18 protein-coding genes are annotated in these 24955 nt (G+C 55.1%); 4 read left to right on the forward strand and 14 right to left on the reverse strand.

Annotation, left to right across the window (positions count from 1 at the left end; all coding sequences use genetic code 11):
• Positions 1-319: 319 nt before the first annotated feature.
• From VNQ80_RS09585 to VNQ80_RS09600, 4 genes are all read right to left on the reverse strand, one after another.
• Entirely contained in the window at positions 320-1282 is a 963-nt protein-coding gene (locus tag VNQ80_RS09585; RefSeq protein ID WP_325637883.1) for a BT_3987 domain-containing protein, read from the reverse strand.
• Positions 1283-1300: 18 nt separating this feature from the next.
• Positions 1301-3091 (reverse strand): RagB/SusD family nutrient uptake outer membrane protein, encoded by a 1791-nt coding sequence (locus VNQ80_RS09590; protein ID WP_325637885.1) that lies wholly within the window; start codon positions 3089-3091, stop codon positions 1301-1303.
• Between the two features lie 23 nt (positions 3092-3114).
• On the reverse strand, positions 3115-6405 hold the full coding sequence (locus VNQ80_RS09595) for a TonB-dependent receptor (protein ID WP_325637887.1): 3291 nt from the start codon (positions 6403-6405) through the stop codon (positions 3115-3117).
• A 284-nt stretch (positions 6406-6689) separates the two neighbouring features.
• Positions 6690-7787, reverse strand: coding sequence for a FecR domain-containing protein (locus VNQ80_RS09600; RefSeq protein WP_325637889.1), 1098 nt, complete (start codon positions 7785-7787; stop codon positions 6690-6692).
• A gap of 124 nt (positions 7788-7911) precedes the next feature.
• Between VNQ80_RS09600 and VNQ80_RS09605 the strand changes: the two genes are divergently transcribed.
• From VNQ80_RS09605 to VNQ80_RS09615, 3 genes are all read left to right on the forward strand, one after another.
• On the forward strand, positions 7912-8097 hold the full coding sequence (locus tag VNQ80_RS09605) for a hypothetical protein (protein ID WP_325637891.1): 186 nt from the start codon (positions 7912-7914) through the stop codon (positions 8095-8097).
• A gap of 179 nt (positions 8098-8276) precedes the next feature.
• Complete coding sequence (locus tag VNQ80_RS09610; RefSeq protein WP_325637893.1) at positions 8277-8513, forward strand: hypothetical protein; 237 nt, start codon at positions 8277-8279, stop codon at positions 8511-8513.
• A complete protein-coding gene (locus tag VNQ80_RS09615) occupies positions 8506-8784 on the forward strand; it encodes a type II toxin-antitoxin system VapC family toxin (protein WP_325637895.1) in 279 nt (92 codons plus the stop codon). The genes VNQ80_RS09610 and VNQ80_RS09615 overlap by 8 nt, the downstream gene beginning before the upstream one ends.
• A gap of 24 nt (positions 8785-8808) precedes the next feature.
• On the opposite strand, the gene VNQ80_RS09620 is transcribed toward VNQ80_RS09615, so the two are convergent.
• The 9 genes from VNQ80_RS09620 to VNQ80_RS09660 all read right to left on the reverse strand — a co-directional run bounded on the left by VNQ80_RS09620 (position 8809) and on the right by VNQ80_RS09660 (position 23036).
• The gene (locus tag VNQ80_RS09620; RefSeq protein ID WP_325637897.1) at positions 8809-10344 is read right to left on the reverse strand and encodes a SulP family inorganic anion transporter; all 1536 of its coding nucleotides are present in this window, start codon (positions 10342-10344) and stop codon (positions 8809-8811) included.
• An 86-nt stretch (positions 10345-10430) separates the two neighbouring features.
• On the reverse strand, positions 10431-11741 hold the full coding sequence (locus VNQ80_RS09625; protein WP_325637899.1) for a Gfo/Idh/MocA family oxidoreductase: 1311 nt from the start codon (positions 11739-11741) through the stop codon (positions 10431-10433).
• An 88-nt stretch (positions 11742-11829) separates the two neighbouring features.
• Positions 11830-13056: a hypothetical protein gene (locus VNQ80_RS09630; protein ID WP_325637901.1), complete on the reverse strand. Its 1227-nt coding sequence runs from the start codon at positions 13054-13056 to the stop codon at positions 11830-11832.
• 28 nt (positions 13057-13084) lie between these two features.
• A complete protein-coding gene (locus VNQ80_RS09635; RefSeq protein WP_325637903.1) occupies positions 13085-14542 on the reverse strand; it encodes an InlB B-repeat-containing protein in 1458 nt (485 codons plus the stop codon).
• Between the two features lie 37 nt (positions 14543-14579).
• A complete protein-coding gene (locus tag VNQ80_RS09640) occupies positions 14580-15614 on the reverse strand; it encodes a hypothetical protein (RefSeq protein WP_325637905.1) in 1035 nt (344 codons plus the stop codon).
• Positions 15615-15631: 17 nt separating this feature from the next.
• Positions 15632-16309, reverse strand: a complete 678-nt coding sequence (locus VNQ80_RS09645) for a DUF3823 domain-containing protein (protein ID WP_325637907.1) — start codon at positions 16307-16309, stop codon at positions 15632-15634.
• Positions 16310-16321: 12 nt separating this feature from the next.
• The gene (locus VNQ80_RS09650) at positions 16322-18196 is read right to left on the reverse strand and encodes a RagB/SusD family nutrient uptake outer membrane protein (RefSeq protein ID WP_325637909.1); all 1875 of its coding nucleotides are present in this window, start codon (positions 18194-18196) and stop codon (positions 16322-16324) included.
• A gap of 5 nt (positions 18197-18201) precedes the next feature.
• Entirely contained in the window at positions 18202-21636 is a 3435-nt protein-coding gene (locus VNQ80_RS09655; protein ID WP_325637913.1) for a SusC/RagA family TonB-linked outer membrane protein, read from the reverse strand.
• A 284-nt stretch (positions 21637-21920) separates the two neighbouring features.
• The gene (locus tag VNQ80_RS09660) at positions 21921-23036 is read right to left on the reverse strand and encodes a FecR family protein (RefSeq protein WP_325637915.1); all 1116 of its coding nucleotides are present in this window, start codon (positions 23034-23036) and stop codon (positions 21921-21923) included.
• A 96-nt stretch (positions 23037-23132) separates the two neighbouring features.
• On the opposite strand from VNQ80_RS09660, the gene VNQ80_RS09665 reads away from it, so the two are divergent.
• Positions 23133-23750, forward strand: coding sequence for an RNA polymerase sigma-70 factor (locus VNQ80_RS09665; RefSeq protein ID WP_325637917.1), 618 nt, complete (start codon positions 23133-23135; stop codon positions 23748-23750).
• 40 nt (positions 23751-23790) lie between these two features.
• Here the strand turns inward: VNQ80_RS09665 and VNQ80_RS09670 are convergent, their stop codons facing one another.
• Positions 23791-24909 (reverse strand): hypothetical protein, encoded by a 1119-nt coding sequence (locus VNQ80_RS09670; protein ID WP_325637919.1) that lies wholly within the window; start codon positions 24907-24909, stop codon positions 23791-23793.
• Between the last annotated feature and the right edge of the window lie 46 nt (positions 24910-24955).

A 24955-nucleotide genomic window follows, 5' to 3' on the forward strand; every position in this document is an offset into this window, starting at 1 on the left:
TCGATTGCACCCGCAGGGTGAGCCCCTCGGGCGTGGCAGCGGCGTTAGACCACGCGAAGTCGGCCTGCCCGTGATGGGATTCGTGTTTCCAATCGGCAGCGTCATAGATCCACAAGAGGCCGGGATAGTCGGCGGGGTCGAGCTGTTTTTCGTCCGGCTTAGGGTCTACGGGACCAGGGCCGTCTTTATCGCCCGCACCGGATTTGGTGCACGACCATGTTCCGGCGGAAGCCAGGTAAAGCAACGTAATGGCTATAATTCTCATGCGTTAAATCGAAAGTAAGCCGGGCGGCTGCGGCCACCCGGCGGAATGCATTAATCAGAAGGCCTCCACTTCGGCGATGCACGTGTGGTTGGAGTCGGTGAACGATCGGTTGACCACGATCTTGACGTAGCGCCCATCGATCGTTTTCTGGCCGTTGTCGATGAAGGACACCTCATTTTCAGCCACGTCGCCATCCAACGCGTACGCGCCGGCAGCTGTCCAATTGACCTCGTCGTCGCTCACCAGTATCTCGATATCCAACGGGCGCCCCGGTGCCCAGCTGCTGCGGCCGAATATCCGTAAGCCGTGCACGGCTTGCGTGCTCCCCAGGTCGATGACCAGGTAGTGGGGATGCGCCGGATTGACATCGCGGTACTGGGTATGCCAGAAGGTGTCCGGGTTGCCATCGATGGCGTGTTTGGCGTGGCCGTTGTCGGGGCCTTCGCCTACGGTTTCTTCGGAGCTGAAGCTGGTGATCTCCCACGAAGTTTTGGACAGCTCGGTATAGGCCGTGCGCACCACGAAGTAGGTGACACGGAGTTGCTCGTTGACGGGGTATTGGCCGCCTTCGGCCGCAGCCAGCCGCACCGGTAGCATGTACTGCTTACGGGCATCGATGCTTTCATGCTCCGTATGCACATCGATGCGCAGCACATCGGAGCTGAGCTCGCCCTTCTTAAGTACGGCTTCCAAGCCTTCCATCGTATAGCTCGCCTCGGGCAGCAGCTCGTAGGCCGTGAAATTGGCTGTGTTGTAGGTTGCCACCAGTTCGGAGGCGATCTCAAAGCGGCAATGGATGTCTTGCGACGGGTAGTTGACCCCGCCGAAGGACGCACCGAAATAGAGCGGTTGAGCATCGGATTCGATGGCCAGGCTCTTGATATTGGGCAGATCGTAAGCTTGTGTCATGTAGACCTGCGCAAAGCGGTCGGGATTTTCGAAACCCGTGTCTTTGCCGCACGCCAGCGCCAGTAACGCCATGCCCAAGCCGATGGATATATTCTTGATGTTGTTCATTTCTATTGTCTGATTAAGTTACCAACCGGGGTTTTGTACGAGATTGCTGTTGCGGTCCATTTCCGACTGCGGGATGGGGAACAGGTAATATTCCTTGCGGAACACCCGCCGTTCGAAGACGGTCCGTTGGTAATAAGCGGGGTCATGCAGCGACGTGCCTGCGCCGGTATTCATGCCCCAGAATTCGCCGCCATCGGTCTGATCGGCGATTTTCCACCGCCGGGTGTCCGACCAGCGCAGGTTTTCGATGGCCAGCTCAATGCGGCGCTCGTGGCGGATACGCTCACGCATTTCGGATTGGCCCAGGCTCTCGGGCACGCCCGGAAGGCCAGCCCGCTCGCGGATGGCGTTGAGGTAGGTGGCGATATCGGGATGCCCCGGCGACGATTCGTTGAGCGCTTCAACGTAGCTCAGCAGCACTTCCGCATAGCGATAGAGGATATACGGCCGGGAGATGAACTGCGAATTGCGCACATCTGAGTTGGGCGATACATTTTTGCCCACGATGTAGCCCGTGTGGGGGTAGTCACGCGCGCCGTCGCGCCCCGACGACCCAGTGCGGAAGAACTCCATCCGCTGGTCGCCGTTGACGCGCGACGGGTAGTAGGATCCATTGTACAGCACCGTGACATAAAACCGGGGCTCCCGGTTGACGTACATCATGTAGGTGCCCGCTTCGGTATACTTACCGTCGGCTTGTGAGAAGCCGTTTTCGACGTAGTCGGTACCGGGTTCGTCGATGCGCTTGCCGGATGCGGTTTCGTAGGCATCCACCAGCTGCTGCGTAATCGAGTAGCTGGGCCAGCCGCCAATGGGGCGGGGGGCGGTATGCTTCTCGTAAGGCCAGCCGAGGTCGCTGTTCTTGCGGGCGAAGAGCACTTCGTTGTTCCAAGGGGTAAGGAAGATATCCCGGTAGGAACGGTAGGGGTCGATGTTGCCGTCGTCGCCGGCCACTTTATACAGCCCCAGGATATCGAGGTCGATCAGGTCTTTAGCGGCCTTCGCCGCCCGCTCCCATTTGGTGGCATCGTATTGAGTGTTGAACAGGGGCGTACCGTCGGGATTGTTCACATCGACGTATTCGGTATTGCCATTGAACTGCGGACTGGCGGCATAGAGCAGGAGGCGGCTTTTCACGGCCATGCAGGCTACTTTGGTGGCGCGGCCGTAGTCGCGTTCGCTCTGCGCCGTGAAGTGCAGCGGCAGGTCTACGGCGGCTAGGTCTAGTTCGCTGACGATGTAGTCGACGCACGCGTCGTACGGCATGCGGGGCAGGTTCATCTTGGGGTCGCTCCCCTCCAGGTCGCTATCGATGATCTCATCGCCGATGATGATGACGGGGCCATATTGCCGCAGCAGGTTGAAATAAAAAAACGCGCGCAGGAAACGGGCTTCGGCTTTGTACTGTTTGATTAGCTGGGGGCCACCGGCCATGCCCTGCAGCTCGCGGTTCTCCTCGATGTGCAGGATGAAATAAGTGGCTTGGCGGATGCCCCGGTAATAGTCGTGCCAAAAATTGTAATTGCCGGAAGCGGCGTTCCAGTTGCCGATATTCAAGGGATAGGCGGGCGACTCGCTATAGGGCACATCGAAATCGTCCGATAGCGGATCGAACGGCACCCCACCCTTGCGGTCGGCTTCGTCGCGCACGTAGCTGTAGGCATGGGCCAGGAACTCTTCGGAATATTGCTTGCTTTGAAACACCAGGTCCAGCGTCAGCTGGTCGTCGGGCATCTGATCGAAAAAGCTATTACACGCCTGCAGAAGCGACAGCGACAGGAGGGTTAATAAAAGATATATGCGTCTCATTCGTTATTCTTCGTTGATGGTTCTTAAAAATTCAGGGTTGCGCCGAAGCTATACGTCGCCACATTGGGGTACGTAGACCCCCGGCCATTGCCCAACTCGACATCCCAGAGTTTGAACTCCGACAGGGTAAGCAGGTTGATGCCCGAAAAGAAGATGTTTGCGCCCCGCAGGCCCGCCTTGGCCACAAAGGCTTTGGGTAGGTCGTATGCAAACTGCAGCGATTTCAAGCGGAGGTACCGGCCGTTTTGCAGCCAGTGCGTGCTGGTAACGTTGTTGGCATTGAGCTCGCCGATGCTCAGGCGGGGGTAAAACGCATCCGGGTTGGGGTTCGCTTCGGTCCACCGGTCGCCGATGTTGCTCATCAGGTTACCGTTGTTGGTGCTGAACCGGAACGGGAAGACGCCTTCGCCGTTGACGAGGATATCCACGTTGCTGATGCCCTGGAAGAGTGCCGATAGCGTGAAGGCCTTGTAGCCGAACGTGAAGCCGGCGCCATAGACGATCTCGGGGATGTCGCCGTAACCGATGGGCACCTCGTCGTTGCTGTCAATTTTCCCGTCGCCGTTGATGTCTTTGTAGCGGATGTCGCCTGGCCGCACGGTGCCGGTATGGAAGGGGGCATTGGCAATCTCGGCTTCATCCTTGAAGTAACCGAGGGCAATGCGGCCGAAGTTCTGGCCGACCTTGCGCCCTTTGCGGTATTGCCATTCGTATGGCCAGGGGCGGTCGTCCTCCACCACTTCGTTGCGATTGAAGGTGAAGTTGCCCAATACCTGCAGACGGACGTCGCCCCACGCCTTCTGGAAAGTGAGCTGCCCTTCGATGCCTTGGTTGTCTACTTTGCCGATATTGCCATAGGGTGCGTTGCGTACGCCAAGGTAACCGGGCAAGCCCTGCCGACGCAGGAAGATGTCTTCGCGGTGCTCCTTGAACAGGTCGGCTTGGATATTCAGCATGCTGTTGAAAAACCAAGCTTCGATGCCGAGGTTGTACTTGATGGAGGTTTCCCACCCCACGTTGACACCGATTTCATTCTGCGCCTTACCGTTATACCCGTAGCTCTGGTCTTTGCCGAATTGGTAACCGTCTACATTCTCGTATACGGTATTGAGGTAGGCAAAGCGGCGGCCGCCGATATTGCTGTTACCCACCTTACCCCAGGTGGCGCGGAATTTCAGAAAGTTCATCACCGGCTTGACGCCTTCGAAGAACGGCTCTTCAGAGACTACCCATCCCAGGCCCACCGACGGGAAAAAGCCATACCGCTTTTCGGGCGCAAAGTTCTCAGACCCGTTATAGCCGAAGTTGACCTCGCCGAGGTATTTATTCCGGAAGGAATAGGTACCCCTGCCGGCGATGCCGAGGCTGCGGTAAGGCAGGGAAGACTCCAGGTTGTCCGCCTGCGAATTGGACTGGTCGCTGAGGTTGAAGAGGAACATGCCCGTGACGTTGTGGTCACCCACGGTTTTAACGTAGTTCAGCGCGGACTCGACGTACAGCTGCCGCGATCCGGCCGCCTCTTTGTTATAGCTCAGGAAGCGTGATCCGGTGTATTTCTGGATGAATTCCAGCTCGCCCTCGGCGTTGCGCCGCTCGGCATGCCAAGTGTCAGATGCTTTCGTGCGGTTCTGTTTGTTGTAGTTGGATGCATCGAACGAAGCCATGGCCGTAAACGACAGGCCGTCGAGCACGAAGGGCAGCTGCTGGGTGATGCGCAGGTTGGACATCACGTTGTTGTCCCAATAAGTGGAATACCCGGTTTGGGTGAGGAGGGCATAGGGGCTGGTGAGGCCACTGGTGCTGAGGTCGCCAATGCGCCCGTCGGGATACCGCGCGGGGAATGATATGGGCGTACGCTCATACGCGGCCCCGAAGATGGCGCCCTCACCCCTGCCGGGCGAATTGCCCACCATGAGGTATCCCTGAATGCCCAGCTGGATATCGGTGGTGACCGTAGGCTTGAAGGTCAGGTTGGTAGTGACGTTGAACCGCTTGGCTTTAGACTGGAAGTCATAGTCGATGGTCTCCACGTCGCGGTACTGCCCCTCCTCTTGGTAGTAGCCCAGGCCAACGTAGTAGGTGGCGCGGTCGAAACCGCCGTCGATGTTGGCGTTGATGGAGCGCATGCGGCCAAAATCGCGGAACAGCTCATCGAACCAGTCGACGTTGGGCGACAGGTACGGGTCGGCACCGTCGCGCGTTTCCTGTATTTTTTCTTGCGAGTAGGTTGGCGTTTGCCCCATATTGATGTTTGCTTCGTTGACCATCTCCATGAAGGTGGGGCCATCGGCAAACTCGGGAAGCTTCACGAACCGGGTGATGCCCTCGTTGTAGCGCACGTTGAAGCGCGGCTTGCCGGGCGACCCTTTTTTGGTGGTGAGGATGATGACCCCATTGGCACCACGCACGCCATATACGGCCGTGGCTGAGGCGTCTTTGAGCACCGTGAAGCTCTCGATATCCTCGGGATCGATGTTGCTGAAGCTGCGCGGTACGCCATCTACAAGGATCAGTGGCCGGCTCAGACCGGCGTCGAGCGTGGCAATGCCGCGTATCCAGATATCTGAGCCATCATACCCGGGCTCGCCTTTGCGCTGCACGGCGATGATGCCGGGGATGCGGCCAATGATGGAGTTGGACAGGTTGCGCACGGGGAGCTTCAGTTCTTCCGGCTTGATGGTGGCTTGCGAACCCACCACACTGATTTTCTTCTGCTGGCCAAAGCCCACCACCACGACTTCGTCCAGGCTCGACTCTTCGGCGGCCTGAAGCACCACGTTGAGCGTGCGCTGGGCGCCCGGTGTGATCCGCTGTTCCACGTAGCCGAGGTAGGTGAATACCAAGGTGGCATTTGGCGGCGCGGCGAGCACGAAGCGACCATTGATGTCGGTAGCCGATCCGATCTGGGGGCTACCCGCCACATAGACGGTTACGCCGGTGAGGAAGTTGCCCGCCGTATCTTGCACCGTGCCGGTAATCTCTGCGGGCTGGGGCGCGGCAGCGGTAACGGGCATCGCTTCGGTATGCTTGGGCCGCGGCTTGAGTAAAACGAAGCCATCCTTCACCTCATAGGTGAGGTTGTATTGGCTAAGCACATCGGCCAATATGACTTTCACCTTCTTATTGGCCGAGTAGGTAACCTCGGGCGACGACGGCAATGCCGATGGCTGATACGCCAACGGTACACCCGTTTGCCGCTGCAGCTGCTCCAGTGCCTTGGCGAGCGGCAGGCCGTTGAACGCAACATGCGCCCGTTTCTCAAGCTCGTGTTGTGAATATCCGGGATTGGCAGCGAACACTAAGCCTAATGCCATGGCCGACACGCAAACAAACACCGATAACCGCATAATGAATTTAGATGATATACAACTACTTAAACATATAATTTTTTGCATATTTGCATAACTGAATAGGGTAAATAATTTGTATTGACTCAGGTAGCTGCAACAAGTTTCTCAGGCTTGGCGTTGCACCTACCATTCAGTGAAGGAGTCGGTGAAACATGGTTTTGCCGACTTTGTTGTTTTGGGCCGAGGCTCATTATTCGGGGGCTTTTTTCTTCTTCATCATCAGGTTGGTTAGTTATCGAAGTTTACGATCAGCACCCCCGCCCTCGGAGATGCCATGTTTCTTGTATTTTCACTACACTGCCCTGCCGCAGGCGCGCCAACGTACTCAACACTTGTTCGAGGGGTTTGTTCATGGCTGGAAGGGTAACTTCACAGCCGCTGATGGTCTCCTCAACCGCAATTTCTTCGCCGTAATAACGGGTTAGCTGTTTGGCGATCTGCCCGATAGGCGTGTTATAAAAAGCGAGTTCACCCGCCCGCCAGTTGGGAGCGCTGCCCTGTCCGATCTCCAGTATACCCGATACGGTATCTACCGATACATATTGATCTGCAGTGACGAATGCCTCGTTGCGTGGGCCTTCAGCGGCCCATGCGTCGTCTACCCGTGCCGGCTGGCGCAGACCAACCCTCGCTTGCCAGGATGCTGATCGATCCAAGGTCTGCTGTACGATCGCTTGTGGTATACGCACCACTTGGACCTTTCCTTCAGCCACCGCAATACCGGGCGCCAAGTCGGTATCTACGTTGAAGGCGGTGCCCAATACTTTGGTGGTAAAATCTTTCCCTACCACGAAAAACGGCTGCTGCGGGTTGCGCGATACATCAAAAAAAGCTTCGCCAGCTAAATGTACCACGCGCTGTGTGCCGCCGAATTCTTGCGGGTAGGACAGGGTGGAGCTGCCATTGAGGTAAACCACGGAACTATCGGGCAGCACAAGGCGCTGCTGTTCGCCAGCTGTGGTGGCAACCTGCTGCCAAACGACCGGTTCGGCAGCATTGCGCTGAAGGAAATAAGCAGCGCCCAACAGGCACACCAGCGCGGCCGCCGCGGGGATGCGCCATCGAGGAATACGGCGGATGGCCTTTTCGGGGGCAACCCACCGCCAGATGTCGGCCCGCATGCGCGTGGCCCGGGTGTCATCAAGCACGTCGTGGGGGGCTGCGCCACCGGGAGCGGCGTTGCCACGGGTCGCTTCCCCGAACGAATGGCGCATATCGCGCAGCAGCGCCTTCAGCGTCTCATGCTTTTCCGCATGTCCCAGTAATTCTGCCCGCTCCGCTTCCGAAATCGTATCCGACCGGTATTTACGGAGGAGCGCTTCGATACGTGATGACTCGTTTTCCATGCTGCTTTTTTAAGGTAATACCGGAAAAGTAGCAACGTGGGGGGGTGGGAGGGAAAAAATAATTTTATAGCCCAACAATCCGGGCGGTTATTTGTATATCCTTAAACGGCTAAACAGCTCGGATATGAATGTAAAGCGAATTTTCGGCACCATCCTTACCATATTGGGTATTGGGGGCCTCATCTACACCGGTGCCATGGTGGTACAGCAAACGGGCGGGACGCGTGAGCTGATTGTGGTGGGCGTCATCGGGTTGATCTTTTTCCTGTCGGGCATTTCGCTGGTGCGCAATACCCGGGATAAAGAGTAGCCTTATACGTGGGGTCTTCTGCCAACGTAACCACGATAATACCTTCGGCTTTCTTGAGCTTACTGCGGCAGTCGGTGCTGAGGTGCTTCAACACCACGTGTTTGATTGCCGCCGAATAGCGCTTGCTTTTAACAGCAAGATTAGCTAGATTTGTGTCTAAGTAAGAATATCCGACCGCTATGGAATTGATTGTTAAATCGAATAATGAGCAAAGCATCGCTAAGATTATTGCATTGGCAAGGAAACTAAAGGTAAGCGTGGAGAGAAAAACTACGTCGGTTGACGAATCGCGAGCGGATGCGTTGAAGGATCGTATATTAAATTTTAAAGCTACAAACAAAAGTCAGTTCGGAGACGCAGCAGAATGGGAGAGACGAGAACGGGAAGACCGTGATTTGCCATTGTTATGTGTCTGAAATTTCTCGTGTGGAGGTCTTAGGCTACCATGGTTTAAATGATGCTGATCAAATGTATTTTTTAGACGTGTTTGATTACGTATCAATCATAACGCCCGACCAACCAATTTTTGATGAAGCGATTGAAATAAGAAGACGTTATAAGCTAAAATTGGGTGATAGCATTATCGCCGCAACCGCAATAATCCATAATTTAGATCTGTACACTCGTAATGTAAAAGATTTTAAACGTGTAGGAGGAATCAATTGCATAGACCCGATTAAGCCGTAATTGGTAACTTACTTGCAAAAAAGCCTATCGATCGGCAACCACTTTATACGTGGGGTCTTCTGCCAACGTAACCACGATAATACCTTCGGCTTTCTTGAGCTTACTGCGGCAGTCGGTGCTGAGGTGTTTCAACACCACCTGCTTGCCCGCCGCGGAATAGCGGGCCGTGATTTTGTTGAGCGCATCGATGGCACTCATATCGGCCACGCGGCTTTCCCGAAAGTCGATGACCACTTGGTCTGGATCGCCCTCGACATCAAACTTCTCCAAGAAGCAGGCTACCGAACCGAAAAACAGCGGCCCATAAATCTCGTAAACCTTGGCACCCGTGGCATCGATATGTTTGCGCGCACGGATACGCTTGGCATTGTCCCACGCGAATACCAGCGCGGAGATGATCACACCGACCAATACCGCCAACGCCAAGTTGTGGAGCACAATGGTGATGACCGCAACGAGCATACCCACGAAAATATCGGATTTGGGCATTTTGTTGATGATCCGCAGCGACACCCACTCGAACGTGCCGATGGCCACCATCACCATCACGCCAACCAGCGCAGCCATGGGGATGCGCTCGATGACCGGCGCTCCAACCAGGATGATGAGCAGGATAGTGATGGCCGCAACAATACCGGCCAGCCGCGCGCGCGAGCCGGCGTTGAGGTTCACCAACGTCTGTGCCACCATGGCACAGCCTCCCATGCCACCAAAGAAGCCGTTTACCACGTTGGCCGTACCCTGCGCCAAAGCTTCACGATTGGCGCTGCCGCGCGTATTGGTAATTTCATCGACCATGGATAACGTAAGCAGCGATTCTACCAGCCCAACGCCGGCCATCACCAAAGCGAAAGGAAAAATGATTTGCAGGGTCTCCAGCGTAAACGGCACCATGGGGATGTGGAACGACGGGAAACCGCCTTGGATGCTGGCAATGTCGCCCACGGTTTTGGTATCGATACCGAACCCAAGCACGAGGCCGAAAACCACGAGGATGGCGATGAGCGAGGCGGGGACGACCTTAGTGATGCGCGGCACCGCCAGCACGATGGCGATGGTGAGCAGTGTAAGTCCGCCCATGATGTAAAGCGGCATGCCGGACAGCCAGGCGGTGATACCGCCGTCGGCGACCTTGAATTGCTCAAGCTGTGCCATGAAAATGATGACGGCGAGGCCGTTCAGAAACCCATACATCACCGGTTGGGGGATAAGCCGCACGAACTTACCGAGGCGGAATGCGCCCACCAGGAACTGCAGCAGCCCGGCGAGGACCACGGCTGCAAACAGGTATTCCACGCCGTGGCCCTTAGCCAGCGCGATGAGCACCACAATGGTGGCCCCGGCACCGCCCGAGACCATGCCCGGCCGGCCACCGAGAATGGCGGTAACCAAGCCCATCAGAAACGCAGCGTATAGGCCGGTAAGCGGCGATAACCCCGCTAGAATAGCAAATGAGAGCGACTCGGGAATCATGGTCATCGCCACGGTGAGCCCGGCGAGGACCTCGGTTTTGTAATTTACCTTCTGCTTAAAATCGAATAGCTGGATGTATGCGCGCATGCTCGGGCGTTAAGCGCGCAAAGATACATTAAAGTTGCGTTACCTGTGGTCACTTCGGATGAGGCACGTATGCTGTAGCCGGGGTGTTATACGTTAGGAAAAACCCAGGGCGTACGGTATCGGGGCTTGAGATAGGCGTCCGCCGCTTTATTGTTGAACGTTCGCTTGTTGTCGTCATACCGCAATGCTGCTCCGCCTATCCGTGCGCTGATGTTTCCGATCTGCGCGTATTTAGCACACAGGCTTCCTACTTCGATGGGACAAGCGGTGTTTCGCCGGCCTTCTTTAATGCACGTAAGGAAATCATTCACATGATCCCGGTGATCCTGATGGTCCGTCGTTCGTTTTTCTACTGCTATTTTTTCACGATCCGGATATACTTCCCAGCTTTCCCGGTTTGCCACCAATGTTCCATTGGTTCCATTAAAAAGAACCCCATAGTGTTTACCGTAAGGCCCCGGTTCTGGTCTGGCATGATTTTCCCACGTCATGGTGAAATGATCAAATCCGTAGATTACATGCTGTGTATCAAACGTCTCATGTGCGCCTTCGGGATACAGGAAATTGCCTCCGCGAGCGGCGATAGTTACATCCAGGTGGTCGATATCCATCGCCCAGAGTGCCATATCGAGCAGGTGAACGCCCCAATCCGTCATCAACCCGCCGCCATAGTCCCAGAAAAGACGCCACACGCCGTGGAACCGCTGCGGATTAAACGGACGTTGGCGGGCAGGGCCCAGCCAGGTATCGAAATCGACACCTTGCGGAACGGAGCTATCGGGAACAGGCGACCCCAGCGCCGCATAACCAAAATTGGCCCACACGTGCACGTTACCGATTCGCCCCAGCTGGCCCGTTTGAATGTAAGCAACCATATCCTTCCACAGTTTGCCGCTTCGTTGCTGTTGCCCCACTTGCACAATGTTTCCATAACGTTGAGCGGCACGCACCATCACATCGCATTCCGCAATGCTGTTCCCTATCGGCTTTTCAATATAAACGTGCTTGCCGGCTTTACAAGCATCCACAAATTGCAGGCAGTGCCAATGATCAGGCGTGGCGATGATGACGATGTCTACATCCTGGCGATCAAGCATTTTCCGGTAGTCGCCATACACGTCGGGGGCCGCTCCCTGTAAGTTCTTTAGCTCTGCGGCGCGGGCATCGAGTATACCCCGGTCGATATCGCATAGCGCTACGCATCGCGTGTTTTCTTGGGTCAAAAAATCCGTGAGGTTGGCCCACCCCATATTTTTGCAACCGATCAATGCTACATTCAATCTGTCATTGGCACCTATTACGGTGTGTTTTTTTCCCCACGCTAGGCTGGGAACAACAATACTCCCCGCCACGGCCGCCGAGGCATGCTGTATAAATGTTCTCCTATTGTATGGCATCGTTTGAGCTGTTTATTTGCTGTTAGCACATGAGTTAGATGGCTTAAAGATAGCATATTTTGGTTTACAGCGATGCGATATTTCAGACCTATTGCCCCATAAACTGCTTTATGGCGTTTACCGACTGTTCGTCCGCCCGTATCCCTTCCCAATTGTAAATGCAGAGGTACTTGATAGCGGGTAGGGACAAGGTTTGCGTGATTGCCGTGTGCCAATCATCGGCATGCTTGCCGTTGTAAAGCCACTCCACTGCTCCCCAATACGGCGCATCGCTCATTGCCAATGCATTCATGGCTGTCGTATCCAGCGAGGGGTTGCCCGCGAAGTCGTAAAAGCTCCAGCCCGGGCTGGCGTACTCGTTGAGCGCGGCAGTATACAGGGATTCCCCCTGGCTCCAGCCCCCACTATGTGTAAACAGGTGATCGCGGGGCACACCCAGTTGCGCGCAGGTGCGGCTAAGGTCTTCCAGGTGCACACGGACCACCTCGGTGAGGTGTTCTTCGGTCAGTTCGCTGCCGTTGGCCAGCCCCAGCGTAGTCACCGCGGCATAACCCATGGCCGTTACACCGCGGCTCGGCAAATCGTCAATGGTTTTCCCGAATTTCGGGTCGTCCTTCTCCGGACGGTCGAGCAGGTCATTCCCATCCGGGTAGTACCAGTTGTTAACGCCGATGGAGCTCTCCCACCCCACTTTTACGCCGACAAATAGGTAGCGCTTCTCTTCTGGCAGCCCCGCGTACCAGTCGACCACGATGGGAACCAGCTTTTCCATTTCGGCGCGGCAGGCTTCGCGGTAGGCGGGGCTCATGAGGTTGGGCATGGGCAGCACGCGCAGCTGCCGGCCCCAGTCCCGCCACCCAATCTTAACAGCATCAGCCGGATCCCAGCTCGTCCACTCCACATTGTGCCGGTTTTCGGGGTTGAACCCCGGTTGGTCCGGGTCCCACCAATTCCACAGGTCGGGGCGGTTTTCCAACCATTGCTCGCCATCGATCTGCACGATGATTGGTAGGTCGTATTGCTCGGCATACGACAGGTACCTCCGTAGCCTGGCCGCGGCTTCTTCAGGCGGGTAGCTTAAGTACGAGACAATGACACCAACACCCACTTTTACGGCTGGGTTTTTCTGCTCCCCGATGGTACGGGCCACTTCTTGGAACGCTGCTTCGGACGGGTCGGTGAAGTTGACTAAAATATACTGGATGTCGGGCGCTTGGGCACCTGGACTGGTGGTCGAGCAAGCCGCCACGCCCAGCACCACGCAAACGGCCATAACAACGATGCCGATAAGCCGATGATAGCGGATAGGAACCATAGATGTAAAAATTGTGATGATGAATGAATTAGTGTTGCGCGGCACGTATACCGGCCACGGCCGAAGGATTGGGCGACCTGTGGAACAGATCGCTTCCCACGACGTTGTCGTAAATACTCAGGAACCTGCATTTCTCCAGGGCCAGCCCTTCCTTTATCGGATCGGTCCACGCCTTGGCATCCGTGGCTCCGCCGATGGACCATTCGGCGATACCGAAATAAGGTGCATCAGAACGGGCACTCAGTTCCAGCGCCGCAGTGAATGCCGAGGGACTGGTGGCATCGCCTAGGTAAAAACTCCAGGACGGGCTGGCATATGCATTCAAACAGGCCTCCAAATCGTGCCCGGCTCCGCCCGCATGGGCAAAGATCTTCGTGCGCGGCACCCCGGCATCGAAGCACAGTTTGCTCACCAATTCGCTATGCCGTTGGGCAAGCTGGCCGATGTCTTCGCCGGTAATGTGCCCGTCCGTCTTCAAGCCACCGGTCTTCAATGCGGCATAGCCGATGGTCTGCACACCGCGGCTCGGGAAATCATATACATTGATGCCATAGGTAGGGTCTTGCGAAGCGGGATGCCCGACATAGCTGTTACCATCCGGGTAGTGCCAGTTGTTGACGCCGATGGCCATTTCGCCGGTTACCTTGATGCCGGCAAACAGCCACTTCTTGTTGGTGGGAAGGCCCTCGTACCATTCGTTGACAATGGCGATAAATTCGCCCATCTGCTCGTTTACCGCCTGACGGTAGGTGGGGCTCAGCAGATTCGGCATCGGCGTAAGCCGGATCTGTTGCCCCCAGTTCAGCCATCCGATTTTTACGGCATCCGCCGATGACCACGAGGTCCACTCCACATTGTCGCGGTTCCGGGGGTCGTAACCGGGGGCCGACTCGTCCCACCAGTTCCATAGGTCCGGGCGGGCGTCCATGAAGGTGATCGCATCCAGCTGCACCAACACGGGAATCTCAAATTCAAGCGACTGGGCCAGGTGCTCGCGCAAATTGTGCACCATCACCTCGCGCGGACGCTCAAAACAGTATAAAATAAACGACTGCCCCACGGCAATGCGTTGCCCCGACTGCTTGCCGAAGTGGTTGCTGATACGGGCATACAGGAAATCCAGATCGATTCCATTAATGAAGATAAACTGCTCGGGGCCGGTCCACCACCTGGCATACAGGGTCATATCGCCATTGACCCGCTCGGAATTAAAATCCACCCGCTCGCCCGCCGCTGTATACCATCCGGCAAACATCTCCCCTTCTTTAATCGGCTCTTCAGCCGGTGCGCCCACACGCTCACCGCCGCTTACACGCTGGGGTGCTGGCGCCGGAACGCCCCCTTCGGTTTCAAAACTCACGGTGTAAACGGCCGAGCCGTTATCGGCAGCCGTGTCCTTGCATCCGCTTACCAGGGCAATCGCCACAGCAATCACAAGAGAAATGCCACTCCATTGGGCCTTATTGACTTTCTTATTTAAAAACATATCTTTTAACGAGTTTATAACGTATTGCTTGTAACGGTTAATGTTGCTGCGCCGATAGCGTGAAATTACGGAACACGACATCGCCGAACCGCCCCCATAAACCAAAGTACCCCGGTTCCGGTTTCGGCATATCGATTTCAAACTTGCGGCTAAAGTGCTTTTCCAAGACGTTGGTCTCCCCATTTCGGGTTTGCAGGGAATAGATATTGACCTCGCTCTGCCACCAAAAGGGTGCGGTGGTAACATTCGTGAACGTAATGCGCATGTATTCGTCGCGCTCGCCCACGGGTGGCACGGGCGGCATGCCGGGACCCGGTATGGCATCGCCCAGCGCCAGCGGATTATCCTGGCCGCCACTATGCCTGAAGGCATAGAAAGCGCCGTTTTGCTCGCCATTCATCGTGAAAAAGAATTTGAACTCCCCGCCCGTGGCGGGGTCGTGGTATGCTTTTAATCCGCCCTCGATGCCGGGGCCGGTTTTGATATCAACATAGGCCGTAACAGTATTGCCTACACCGCCGTTCTGCTGCGCCACCAGCCCCTTCGGGTTCAGGAAATAGAGGCTATTGCCGATACCGTTGGGCGCACCGGTGACGGTAACCTGCCCCGCGCCGATCTTCACGTCGGAGGTACTTGTAGCCGTCCAGTCCGGCCCCAGTACATCGCGGTCGAACGGGTCGAAACCGATGGCGCCGCCTTTTCCGGCCTGGACGAGTTGCAGCCGTATGGACGACTCGGTCTGGCCCGTTACGGTGGTCAGCTCAATGCTTCCTGTCCGTATTTCGTCCGACGCCTCGTTTCCGGCAACCTCGATGGTCAGCTTGGTGTTATCATCGGTAAGTGATGCCGAGGCCACCCATTCCGGGGCGCTGTTAATGCGGATTTCGGGGGCGTTGGTAACGACATCCACCGTCGACGTGCCGCCGGTACCATCAAATGACAAATGCCGGATAGGGACCCGCAGTTTCGTTGCGGGCTTATTATTTCCAATGGGGTCGTAATCATCTTGGCAGCCGACGACTAGGCTTAAACCTAAAACCGCCAGCCAAGTAATCAATATAGGGCTTTTCATATTCGTTATCAGTTCTTTTAATCCGCAATCAGTTCGGTAACCTCCGAAAGGTTGTACCTCCCCAGTTGATTTTCACACAGCACCGCTACGCGTGCATAATAGGTAACGCCACTTTCCAGTACGTTTTCCAGCACCAGCTCCTGTGCCCCGTTCTGGATGTCCACATCGGTGACGCCCGCAAGGTCGAGCGACTTGTTCCAGTTTTTGCTGTACATACCCACGTTGGGGTTCCATTTCGAAAGGAGCAGCTGGGCATCTTTTATTTTGCCGGCGCCGGCGGCTTTCGCAATGCGGAAAGTGGCTTTCACATGCTGCTGATCCATCGTGATATCGGCATCGATCTTGGCAAACGGTATCACGGTAAAATCGACAGACACCACGCCGCTGACTTCCCTGATTTTGGCATCTACCGGAAAGAAAGGCCCATCGATGGGCACAATGGTGTAGGTTGCCGGAAACAGCTTCGTGTTTTTGAAGGTGCCATCGGCCTTGCCCCAGAAGTCGTAAAACTGCGTGCCCCCATCTTCCAGCAAACGGATTTTGAACCCGTGGGGTTGCTCGGTGATGAGTGGCGATCCGTCCGGATCGATCAAACTGCCTTGCAGCGTCTCACCCGGCAATGGGTACGAGTCGGTCTCGCATGACCATAGGCCAACGGCTATAAAAAAGGCTATCCAATAAACTGATTTCTTCATGTTCATGATATTTTAGTACCCAGGGTTATTTGGTAACAGATTGGGGTTGCGATTTATCGCTCCGCCCGGAATAGGCGCATAGTAAGCCTTTGCATCAAACGTGTATTGCAGCTCGATGCGGTTATGCTTTTTGAAGATATAACGCCCCTCGTCGTAGATGTAATAGGGATAAAGCGCATGGTAGGTTTTATTTTGCAAGACGGATTCAAACATCCGCCACCGTTTCAGGTCCCACAGCAAATGGTTTTCAAACGCAAGCTCGCATCGCCGCTCTTGAATGACTTTGGCTTCATCAACCGTAGCCAGGGCGGGCAGACCCGCGCGGGAGCGTACCGGATTGATCGCGGCAAGGGCGTCATCCATCGTAATTACCTGCCCCCCGACTTCTTCTCCAATGATATTCACCGCGGCTTCTGCTTTATTCAGCAGCACTTCGGCATAACGCATTTCGATCCAATCCACATTGCCGGCCCAATCCACGCCCGTGGCATTCGGATCTACGTATTTCCATACCACCGCTCCGTTGCCGTTGGTGTTGGGGTTGCCCACGCCACTCCGCCCCTGGATCGGCATCCCCTGGTAGGTATCAGTAAAATTGGACGATTCGTGCAGCGTGCCGTTGGGATAGCTTTCGTAGATGCCTTTTCGCACTTCAAATACGGCATCGGGGCCTTTGCCGGGAATGGTGCTGCCGGGCAAAAGCACCGTGGCCCGCAGGCGGGGTTGCGCCTTCTGGAAAAGATCGAGGGGATCGGCGTACCGCACGGGGTTGCTTGCGGTGCCGACGTTCAGCACAAACGGGTTGCCATCCACATCTTCAAACAGTTCCATCCATTCGGTGGTGACCGATAGCTCACCGCTGTTGGCCTGGGTAGTGAACCCATGGGGTAGCTGGCGGGCCGACCAGTTCTCGGGCCGGTTGATGGCGCCGGATGCATCGTATTCCTTCACAAACATCCGCTCTTTATTGGCACTCGACTCATCGATAAACAGGTTCCAGAAATTGGTCGTCTTTCCGTCAATACTGCCGTCGTCATACCGGTCGTACAGCATGTACTTCCCGCCGTTATCTATGGCGAACTGCGCGGCCTCGTATGCTTTTTTATAATAATCGGTCTGCTTGGAACGCGGTATGCCCACCAGCCCGTCGAGCTGGACGATACCATTCTTGGCCTCGCTGGCAGCGAATAGCATGACGCGAGCTTTCAGATTGGCCGCTATGTACCGGTTGGCGCGGCCGGTCATCACTTCGTTCGGACCCATGAGCTCCATGGCCATATCCAAATCCTCACCGATGAAATCAACCACCTCGTTTTCGGTATTGCGGGGTATGTACAGCTCCTCTTCAGACAGCCCTACGTAGGAAACCGACTGCTTGACGATGGGAACGCCACCGAAACTTTTGACCATGTAGGCATACATGTAAGCCCGGCAGAAATACAATTCGCCCAGCCAATGCCGGTACTGCTCGGCGTTGGACGTAAACACGGTTGCGTTGGCTTCCAATTCGTGAATGGCGATGTTGACGTAGCGGATCGCACCGTAGTCCCACCACGACAGGTGCGCCCCCGAAAGGGTTTTTGGGGCCATACCCACCCGCAGGGGCGGCACCTGGGCTTCGCCGGTAAGAATGCTGGGGTTGTTCCAGTTGGAAAAAGGCATATCGGGGTCGCCGCGGAGCCCGTGCACACTGGCATTGTGGGCCGCAATGGGCAAATTGGCGTAGCACGTGGCAATAACAGCTTCCACACCGGCCTCGCTTTTAAACACCTGGGTAGCGGTGAGGTTGTTTACCGGCTCGATGTCTAATGTATTGCAGGCCTGGCTAACCGACAATAGCACGCCTAAAGCCAACAATTGGATATAGTGATATACGGTTGTTCTCATTTTCTTTATAATTTAATGGTTGCACCTACATTTACGGTACGGATTAACGGATACACCAAGCCATAGCTGCTGCTTGGGTGCTCGGGATCCAGGTAATTCAGTCCGGTAATGGTGAATAAATTGTAGGCACTCGCGAATACGCGGATACCACTCGTGCCCACCCAGCTCGTGGCTTTCTGCGGCAATGAATACCCCAGCTCTACCGATTTGCACCGCAGGTAATCCGTGCGGTTGATGGTGCTGGTGGATGCCGCGGCATTGAACGACATGGCGGGGCTACCCTGACTTGTGGTTGGCAGCTGCCCCGGAACCCAAACCGTGCGTGGATCCAGCGGATCGGCCGTGGGATCTGCCATATGCCAACGGTCGTAGAAGTAGGCCGGGCCGCTTTGGTCAGAGATAAACGGCCTGGCCAAAATCCAGTCGTACATCACCGTGCCAAGGGCACCCCCCTGGAAAACAACGTTTACATCAAAACCTTTGTATTGCGCATCTAACACCATACCGTAAGAAAGCATAGGAATGCTTTGCTGCCCGTAATTGCCGCTCATCAAGGGATAGATATCCTTATCATCGATCACGCCGTCTTCATTCCAATCCAGGTACTTGTAGTCCCCGGGCTTCAGTTCGGAATTGCCGGCGTTGTTGGATACGTATTTGGCGTGCGACCATATTTCTTCGTAATCCTGAAACTGGCCGAGCGACTGATATCCCCACCAGATGTCCGACCACCGGTCATTGGTATTGCCGCGCCAATCGGCGTATTGGTTGTCTGAAGGGACGCGCGTGACGGATGTGCGCTTATGCCGCGTGAAGCTGATATTTGCCGCAGCACTATAGGCAAAGTCACCGGCCGTGATGTTCCGATGCCGTACATTAACATCGAAGCCCTGCGTGGCATCGCTATCGAGGTTTTCCTGGGCAAAGCTCTCGCCTATCCAGTCAGGGATGGTACCCGTGCGGGTGTTCATCAAGCCGCTCCGGTTTCTACGGAACACGTCGACTTCAAACCCCAGGAGCCCGCCCCACATGTCGGCATCCAATCCAATGTTATAGATCCGCGACTCATACCAGGTGAGGTCTAAGTTGGGCGTGCCCTTAAGGTTGATGGTTTCGCGGGGCTGACCCCCTAAGAATATGGGCCACCAATCGGTATTCCCGCCGGGATATTCATAGCCGGGAACGAACTGGAACGTGGCCGTAATGTCGTCGCCGGTTATCCCGTAAGATGCCCGGAGCTTAAACAGGTCGACAAACGATAGGGCCGACGAGTTTTGGAAAAAAGGCTCCTCGGATATTCGCCATCCACCCAGCACGGAAGGGAAGAAGCCCCATTGGCGGCCCGGCGCAAATTTGGATGAGCCGTCATAACGTGCCGCGAATTCGAGGTTGTACCGGTCACGGAACTGATAGGTCAGCCGGCCCACCAACGCTTTGTTGGCAACGGTCCATAACCCATCTGTAGCGCCCTGCGTGTACGCGCTGCCGTTCATACCCCCGGTTAAGCTCTCGCGCGTGGCGCCCAGTAGCTCCTCGATAGACGTCATCTGGATGTAGCCGTTGGCAAAAAAATTGTCCATGTTGGTAACACCCTCTTCGTATAGCCCCAAAACACCGAGTTGATGGTCTCCGAATGTTTTGTCGTAGTTCAACGCGAACTGCAACAATGAATTCTTGCCAAATCTGGCTTTCCGCGATATCGACGAGTTTGCCCCAGCTGCCGGGTCGCCATAGCGTTTGGGGAGGTATTCGTCGTTGTTCAGGTCGTAGTCGTACAGGTAGTAGGGCTTCTGGAGCGATTTGTCTTCAAAGAAGGTAAAATCATACGAATAGGAAGCTTTGGCATTGAGGCCGGATAACCAAGGCACATCCCATACCAGGCTTCCGGTAGACTGAAACATTTTCTGGTTATCTCTCCGGTAACCGACGATATCCGAATCGGTGATCGCCAGCGGGTTTAAACCCTGCTCGGTGTTTTGCATATAGGCCCGGTCATAGTTCGCATAGGCGGGTGTAATCGGGGTATAGGTCCACACGGCCCGCCAAAAACTCGTTGACTCCTCGTACGGCCTGTTGCGCGTGTCGGCCATAGCTCCTAACCGGAGCTCGGCCTTCAGTCCCTTCGCAATGTGGGCATTGAGGTTTGTGCGAAAGTTGTATCGCTCATAGTTGATATCGCCATTTTTATAAAGGCCGTCTTGATCGAAATACGTGAAGTTGACGAAATAGTCCGTTGCCTCCGACCCACCGGTCAGCTGCAGATTGTGCTGAGTCTGCGGGGCGTAATAATTCGTTTGGATACGGTGCCATTCCGTCCCCGTGCGTTGGCCGCTGCGGTATTGCTCAATCAGGTCGGGCGAATAAACCAACGTTCCCGCCGGTACGGACCCCCGCATGACGTTATTCTCGTTGGTCAGCTCCATGAATTGCACCGCATTGAGCCCTTTGGGTGTGTTTATCGGCGTTTGTGTGCCGTAATATGCGGAGTACTCAAAATTGGCAGGCTTCTTACTGCCGCTTTTGGTGGTAATCAGCACCACGCCATTTGATGCGCGCACACCGTAGATGGCGGCCGAGGCATCTTTCAACACCGAGACGCTTTCGATCTCATTGGCATCAAGCCGGGCGATATTGTTGCGGGGCACCCCATCAATAATGAATAGTGGTGTTCCAAGCCCCCTGATCTGGACATTCGACGCAAACGCACCCGGTTCGCCGGAGGATTGCACGACGCGCACACCGGCCATTTTCCCAGCCAGCATATTCACGACACTCTCGTTCTTAGTGGATACGAGATCATCACCTTTGATGGAACTCACCGACCCCGTCAGCGTGGCTTTCCGCTGTGTGCCATAGCCGACCACCACCACCTCGTCGAGGTCGCTAACGGTGGCTGTTAAAACGACGTCTACGCGCGGTTGGCCCGTCACCACGGTTTCATGCCGCTCATAGCCGACCATGGTGAACACCAAAACGGCGGTTGGCCCCGAAACGGGGATCTGGTAATTGCCCTCCACGTCGGTAGTGACCGCCTGCGAGGGGGGTTGCACCGCGACCGTCACCCCCTCCAGCGGATTTCCCGCCTCATCGGTAACGGTTCCTGTAACGACACGTTGGGGCGGCGATTTCGCAGGTACCACCGGCAGATCAGGCTTCGCCATGATCGTGATGATGCCGTCGTTGACCGACCAATCGAGTCCATGGTCGTTCAAAATGGCACGCATCGCATCGCTGAGCTCCATTTGCGTTACCTGCACGTCTATCGGGGTATCTGCAATCTTATCGCCCCGGAATAAAAAAGAATATCCCTGTTGCTTCTGCACTTCCTTCATGACCTCCCGAAGGGGCATGTTTTTGGCGCTGAGCGTAATCAGTTGCGCTTTGCTTTCGGCAACGGCATAGGTTGCAAAAGCAAATGTCAAGAAAATTGCCAATTTCATAATCAGTAAAAATCGGAATTTAAAGGGCCAGTAACCTCCCCCTACACCTGGTGTAAAAATCATATATTTGTCCTGTTTGGATGGTTAACAACTAGTTTTCGGCCCGTGCTTGAATACCGGCCGACAATCAAATCCAGACGATTCAAACGGGTGATGTTGCAAGCATCATCCGTTTTTTTGACGGATAAACTCAATGGTTATACAAATGGTTATGTCTTCATCGTTTCCTATTTAGCGTTTATTGATTAGTTATATCGAAATCATTGTTTAGCTGGTGCGAGGGTTTATTGCTCGCCCAATACGATCAATTGCGGCCGATTGTCCGACCGGTCCAACTTAAACTGCAATCCACTTTTCGCTAACGATTTCAGCACGGCATCCAACGGCTTGTCCCGTGCGATGTAAGCGAACATATTGACATTTGCCAATTTGCCCTGGTAGACGACGTCAAGATCATACCATCGGGCCAATTGGGCGATGGCCGCCGGCGTAGGCAACCGGTCAAAATAGAAAAAGCCATCCTTCCACGCCGTAAATAGGTCGGTATCGACCTTGTCAACGCTGGTGGATAGTCCGTGTACAGTGCTTTGCTCTCCCGGATTTAACCGATGGGCAACGTTAGTCGCCAGGTTAACGATCTGCACACTGCCGGTTACCAACGTCGTCTTGGAAGCTGTTTCATCCGGATAGGCACTGATATTGAATTGGGTACCCAATACGGCCACCTCCTGGCCCTTGCTAAGCACGCTGAAAGGCCGTCGGCGATCTTCAGCGACGTCGAAATACCCTTCGCCCTCCAGCTTCACAACCCGTTTATCGCCATGGAAGCGATTTGGATATTTCAATGTGGAAACGGCGTTTAGCCATACCCGGCTTCCATCTGGAAGGGTAACCTGATAGGTACCTCCTTTAGGGGTGGTCAACACCAGCTCTTTGATGTCTGCCAACTGCTCGCCACCCTCCCCGACGATGTCAGAACCATCGGCATAGGTGATGTTGTCGGAACCAATGACGATCCCGGTCTGATCTGCACTTAAATCGACGACTGTTCCATCGGCTAGGGTCAGGGTCGCTTTGTTTCCGCCGGGTAAGATTTCGCTGGCGGCGAGCGGCTGCTCGTTCGTTTCCTGTTCCTGCTGCCAAAAGAAAAATGCGATTGCCAGCGCGGAAATCAAAACAGCCGCATACCGCAACAACCGACGCATCCGGATGGTCCGCGCATCAAGGCGGCGACGCCTGTCGATTTCGTCGTGGAGCCGTTCGATGTCTGCTTCCGACCACCATTCGTGTGCCGAGCCCGGAAGGGAGTCAAACCAAGCATCCATGGTTTCCAGCAGCTTCCCACTAAGGCGGCCTTCCTGGTAATCCCTGATCAGTTCATCGAATTTGTTTCTTTTCATTATAAGGTAAGTAGCACAACTGCCCGCGAACACACAGTGGGCTGTTAATTTTTTATTAAGTTTCTTTTTGCCTCCGATTATTGTAGCTTTGTTTCAATGGATAGCGCCGATGACCTGTTCAATACAGACGATGCGACATTGATTGCTTCGCTTAAGCGGGGCAACCACTTGGCATTTGAGCAGATTTACCACCGGTCGGCAGCCAAACTGCTGCAGTACATCTTCGGGCGCGTGCATAATCGGGCGGTGAGCGAGGAGCTGTTGCAGGAAGTGTTTTTATCCCTTTGGGCACGCCGCGCTGAACTTAACATCAGGTCTTCGCTGGAATCGTACCTCTTTGGCGCTGCCAAATACCAGATTCTAGGCTACATCCGCTCGGAGAAGATGCAGCAAAAGTATGCGGACCATTTGGCGTTGTTTGCTGTCTCAACCCTCGGCAACGAAACGCAAGACCTCATGGACATGACCGACCTCCACGCCGTGATTGAGGAGCATCTGGCTTCTTTGCCGCCCAAGTGCCAGCAGGCGTTCCGGCTAAGCCGGTTTGAACACAAAAACATCGCCGAAGTCGCAACCGAGATGGGTATTTCGACCCGAACGGTGGAAAACTACCTGACCCAAGCATTGAAGCACCTCCGCACAGGGCTAACCCAGCACCAATGGCTGCAATTGCTCCTATGGCTGTCCGTCGGCACCGTCTTACAACACCCTTAACCGGCTTCCCTCGTCGGCTTGCAAGTTGGATATTCCGCTTTTATTGCTCAACAAGTTTCGGGCATTCGCCGTGGCTTTTGTAGGCAGCGATATATTGTTTCATCCATTGGTAGTATTGGTCGCCGTGCCCGCCTTCCATGGGCTCGATGTCGCGGCTGAATTGCTCGTCGTAATTATCTACAAACCTAGAGTTTCCGTTGTCATCCAGAAACCGCTGTGCGGCCCACTCGTTCCACCAGGTAATGGTGATTACTTTCGGGCGGTGCTCGAAAGCCCTTGTCCACTGCTCGTAGAAAAACTGCCCGTGGTCTCGGCTATGGGCGGTAGGCTCGGTCATGTAGGTTTCCTGAGCGGCCGTGCATACCGCCATCTGCTCTACCTTACCATCAGCACCGTACGCCGGTACATTCACGGTATTGAGAAAGCTCCACTCTTCGGCTTCCGGCTGCTGGTTGAGCCCCCACATCTTCCTTACGGTAAACGCCTTGGGCGGATTTGCAACCATTGAAGTGGCCAGTGCCAAGGGCTTTCCATCCCAGTACACGAAGCAGTCGCGGTACGTATCATTGGTGTAAAACTCGTTGTATGTTTTTTCCATCACCGACCAGCCTTTTTCGTCATTCACACTACTCCAAAATACCATGTAGGGTGTTTGCTTCCCTTCCTCACGCATTGCCACCATCACATCGAGGATAGCTTTGCAGGGCATGGAAACGAATAGATTCCAATCGTCCGTATTTGCCCATTCCACGCTGGCATTGGTATTATCGATGATGATAAAATCCACGCCCGCCTCGGCCAGCCAGGTCATATGCTGCCTGATCACTTCTTTATCGTGGCTCCGGTAGTAGCCCAGTGCAGGTTTGGCCCAGTAATGGAATTGGTGTACACCACCCCACTCCTGCCGCCCTGCCAGTATTTCGGCGATGTTGGGTGGGTTGGGGGCTTCCGTGCCCGGGCCGAGAATTTTGGTAAACCAGGTGGAATAGCAGATGGAGATGACGTCTTTCTTGTCCGTGATATCAAGGCCATACGGCACTTCGGTATCGTTATCCGGATCGTCGCCGATCACGATGTTCTCGCTTTTCGGTTCGCTGGTGCATCCGCCTACGGCGATGCTGGCCAATAGGATGGAAAGGATGTTGAATACGGTTTTCATCTGCTAGCTGTTTTGGATATCCATACGCGGCCCGCGTCAACACGGA

Origin of the sequence: Parapedobacter sp., from assembly GCF_035556095.1 — a bacterium.
Lineage (GTDB): Bacteria > Bacteroidota > Bacteroidia > Sphingobacteriales > Sphingobacteriaceae > Parapedobacter.

Excerpts from the sequence above, each read along its gene's own strand:
- VNQ80_RS09585 (WP_325637883.1), bottom strand. The coding sequence starts at position 1,282 with ATGAACAACATCAAGAATATATCCATCGGCTTGGGCATGGCGTTACTG.
- VNQ80_RS09645 (WP_325637907.1), bottom strand. The coding sequence starts at position 16,309 with ATGAAGAAATCAGTTTATTGGATAGCCTTTTTTATAGCCGTTGGCCTA.
- VNQ80_RS09635 (WP_325637903.1), bottom strand. The coding sequence starts at position 14,542 with ATGTTTTTAAATAAGAAAGTCAATAAGGCCCAATGGAGTGGCATTTCT.
- VNQ80_RS09610 (WP_325637893.1), top strand. The coding sequence starts at position 8,277 with ATGGAATTGATTGTTAAATCGAATAATGAGCAAAGCATCGCTAAGATT.
- VNQ80_RS09590 (WP_325637885.1), bottom strand. The coding sequence starts at position 3,091 with ATGAGACGCATATATCTTTTATTAACCCTCCTGTCGCTGTCGCTTCTG.
- VNQ80_RS09660 (WP_325637915.1), bottom strand. The coding sequence starts at position 23,036 with ATGAAAAGAAACAAATTCGATGAACTGATCAGGGATTACCAGGAAGGC.
- VNQ80_RS09650 (WP_325637909.1), bottom strand. The coding sequence starts at position 18,196 with ATGAGAACAACCGTATATCACTATATCCAATTGTTGGCTTTAGGCGTG.
- VNQ80_RS09665 (WP_325637917.1), top strand. The coding sequence starts at position 23,133 with ATGGATAGCGCCGATGACCTGTTCAATACAGACGATGCGACATTGATT.
- VNQ80_RS09655 (WP_325637913.1), bottom strand. The coding sequence starts at position 21,636 with ATGAAATTGGCAATTTTCTTGACATTTGCTTTTGCAACCTATGCCGTT.
- VNQ80_RS09640 (WP_325637905.1), bottom strand. The coding sequence starts at position 15,614 with ATGAAAAGCCCTATATTGATTACTTGGCTGGCGGTTTTAGGTTTAAGC.
- VNQ80_RS09630 (WP_325637901.1), bottom strand. The coding sequence starts at position 13,056 with ATGGTTCCTATCCGCTATCATCGGCTTATCGGCATCGTTGTTATGGCC.
- VNQ80_RS09600 (WP_325637889.1), bottom strand. The coding sequence starts at position 7,787 with ATGGAAAACGAGTCATCACGTATCGAAGCGCTCCTCCGTAAATACCGG.
- VNQ80_RS09620 (WP_325637897.1), bottom strand. The coding sequence starts at position 10,344 with ATGCGCGCATACATCCAGCTATTCGATTTTAAGCAGAAGGTAAATTAC.
- VNQ80_RS09595 (WP_325637887.1), bottom strand. The coding sequence starts at position 6,405 with ATGGCATTAGGCTTAGTGTTCGCTGCCAATCCCGGATATTCACAACAC.
- VNQ80_RS09605 (WP_325637891.1), top strand. The coding sequence starts at position 7,912 with ATGAATGTAAAGCGAATTTTCGGCACCATCCTTACCATATTGGGTATT.
- VNQ80_RS09625 (WP_325637899.1), bottom strand. The coding sequence starts at position 11,741 with ATGCCATACAATAGGAGAACATTTATACAGCATGCCTCGGCGGCCGTG.
- VNQ80_RS09670 (WP_325637919.1), bottom strand. The coding sequence starts at position 24,909 with ATGAAAACCGTATTCAACATCCTTTCCATCCTATTGGCCAGCATCGCC.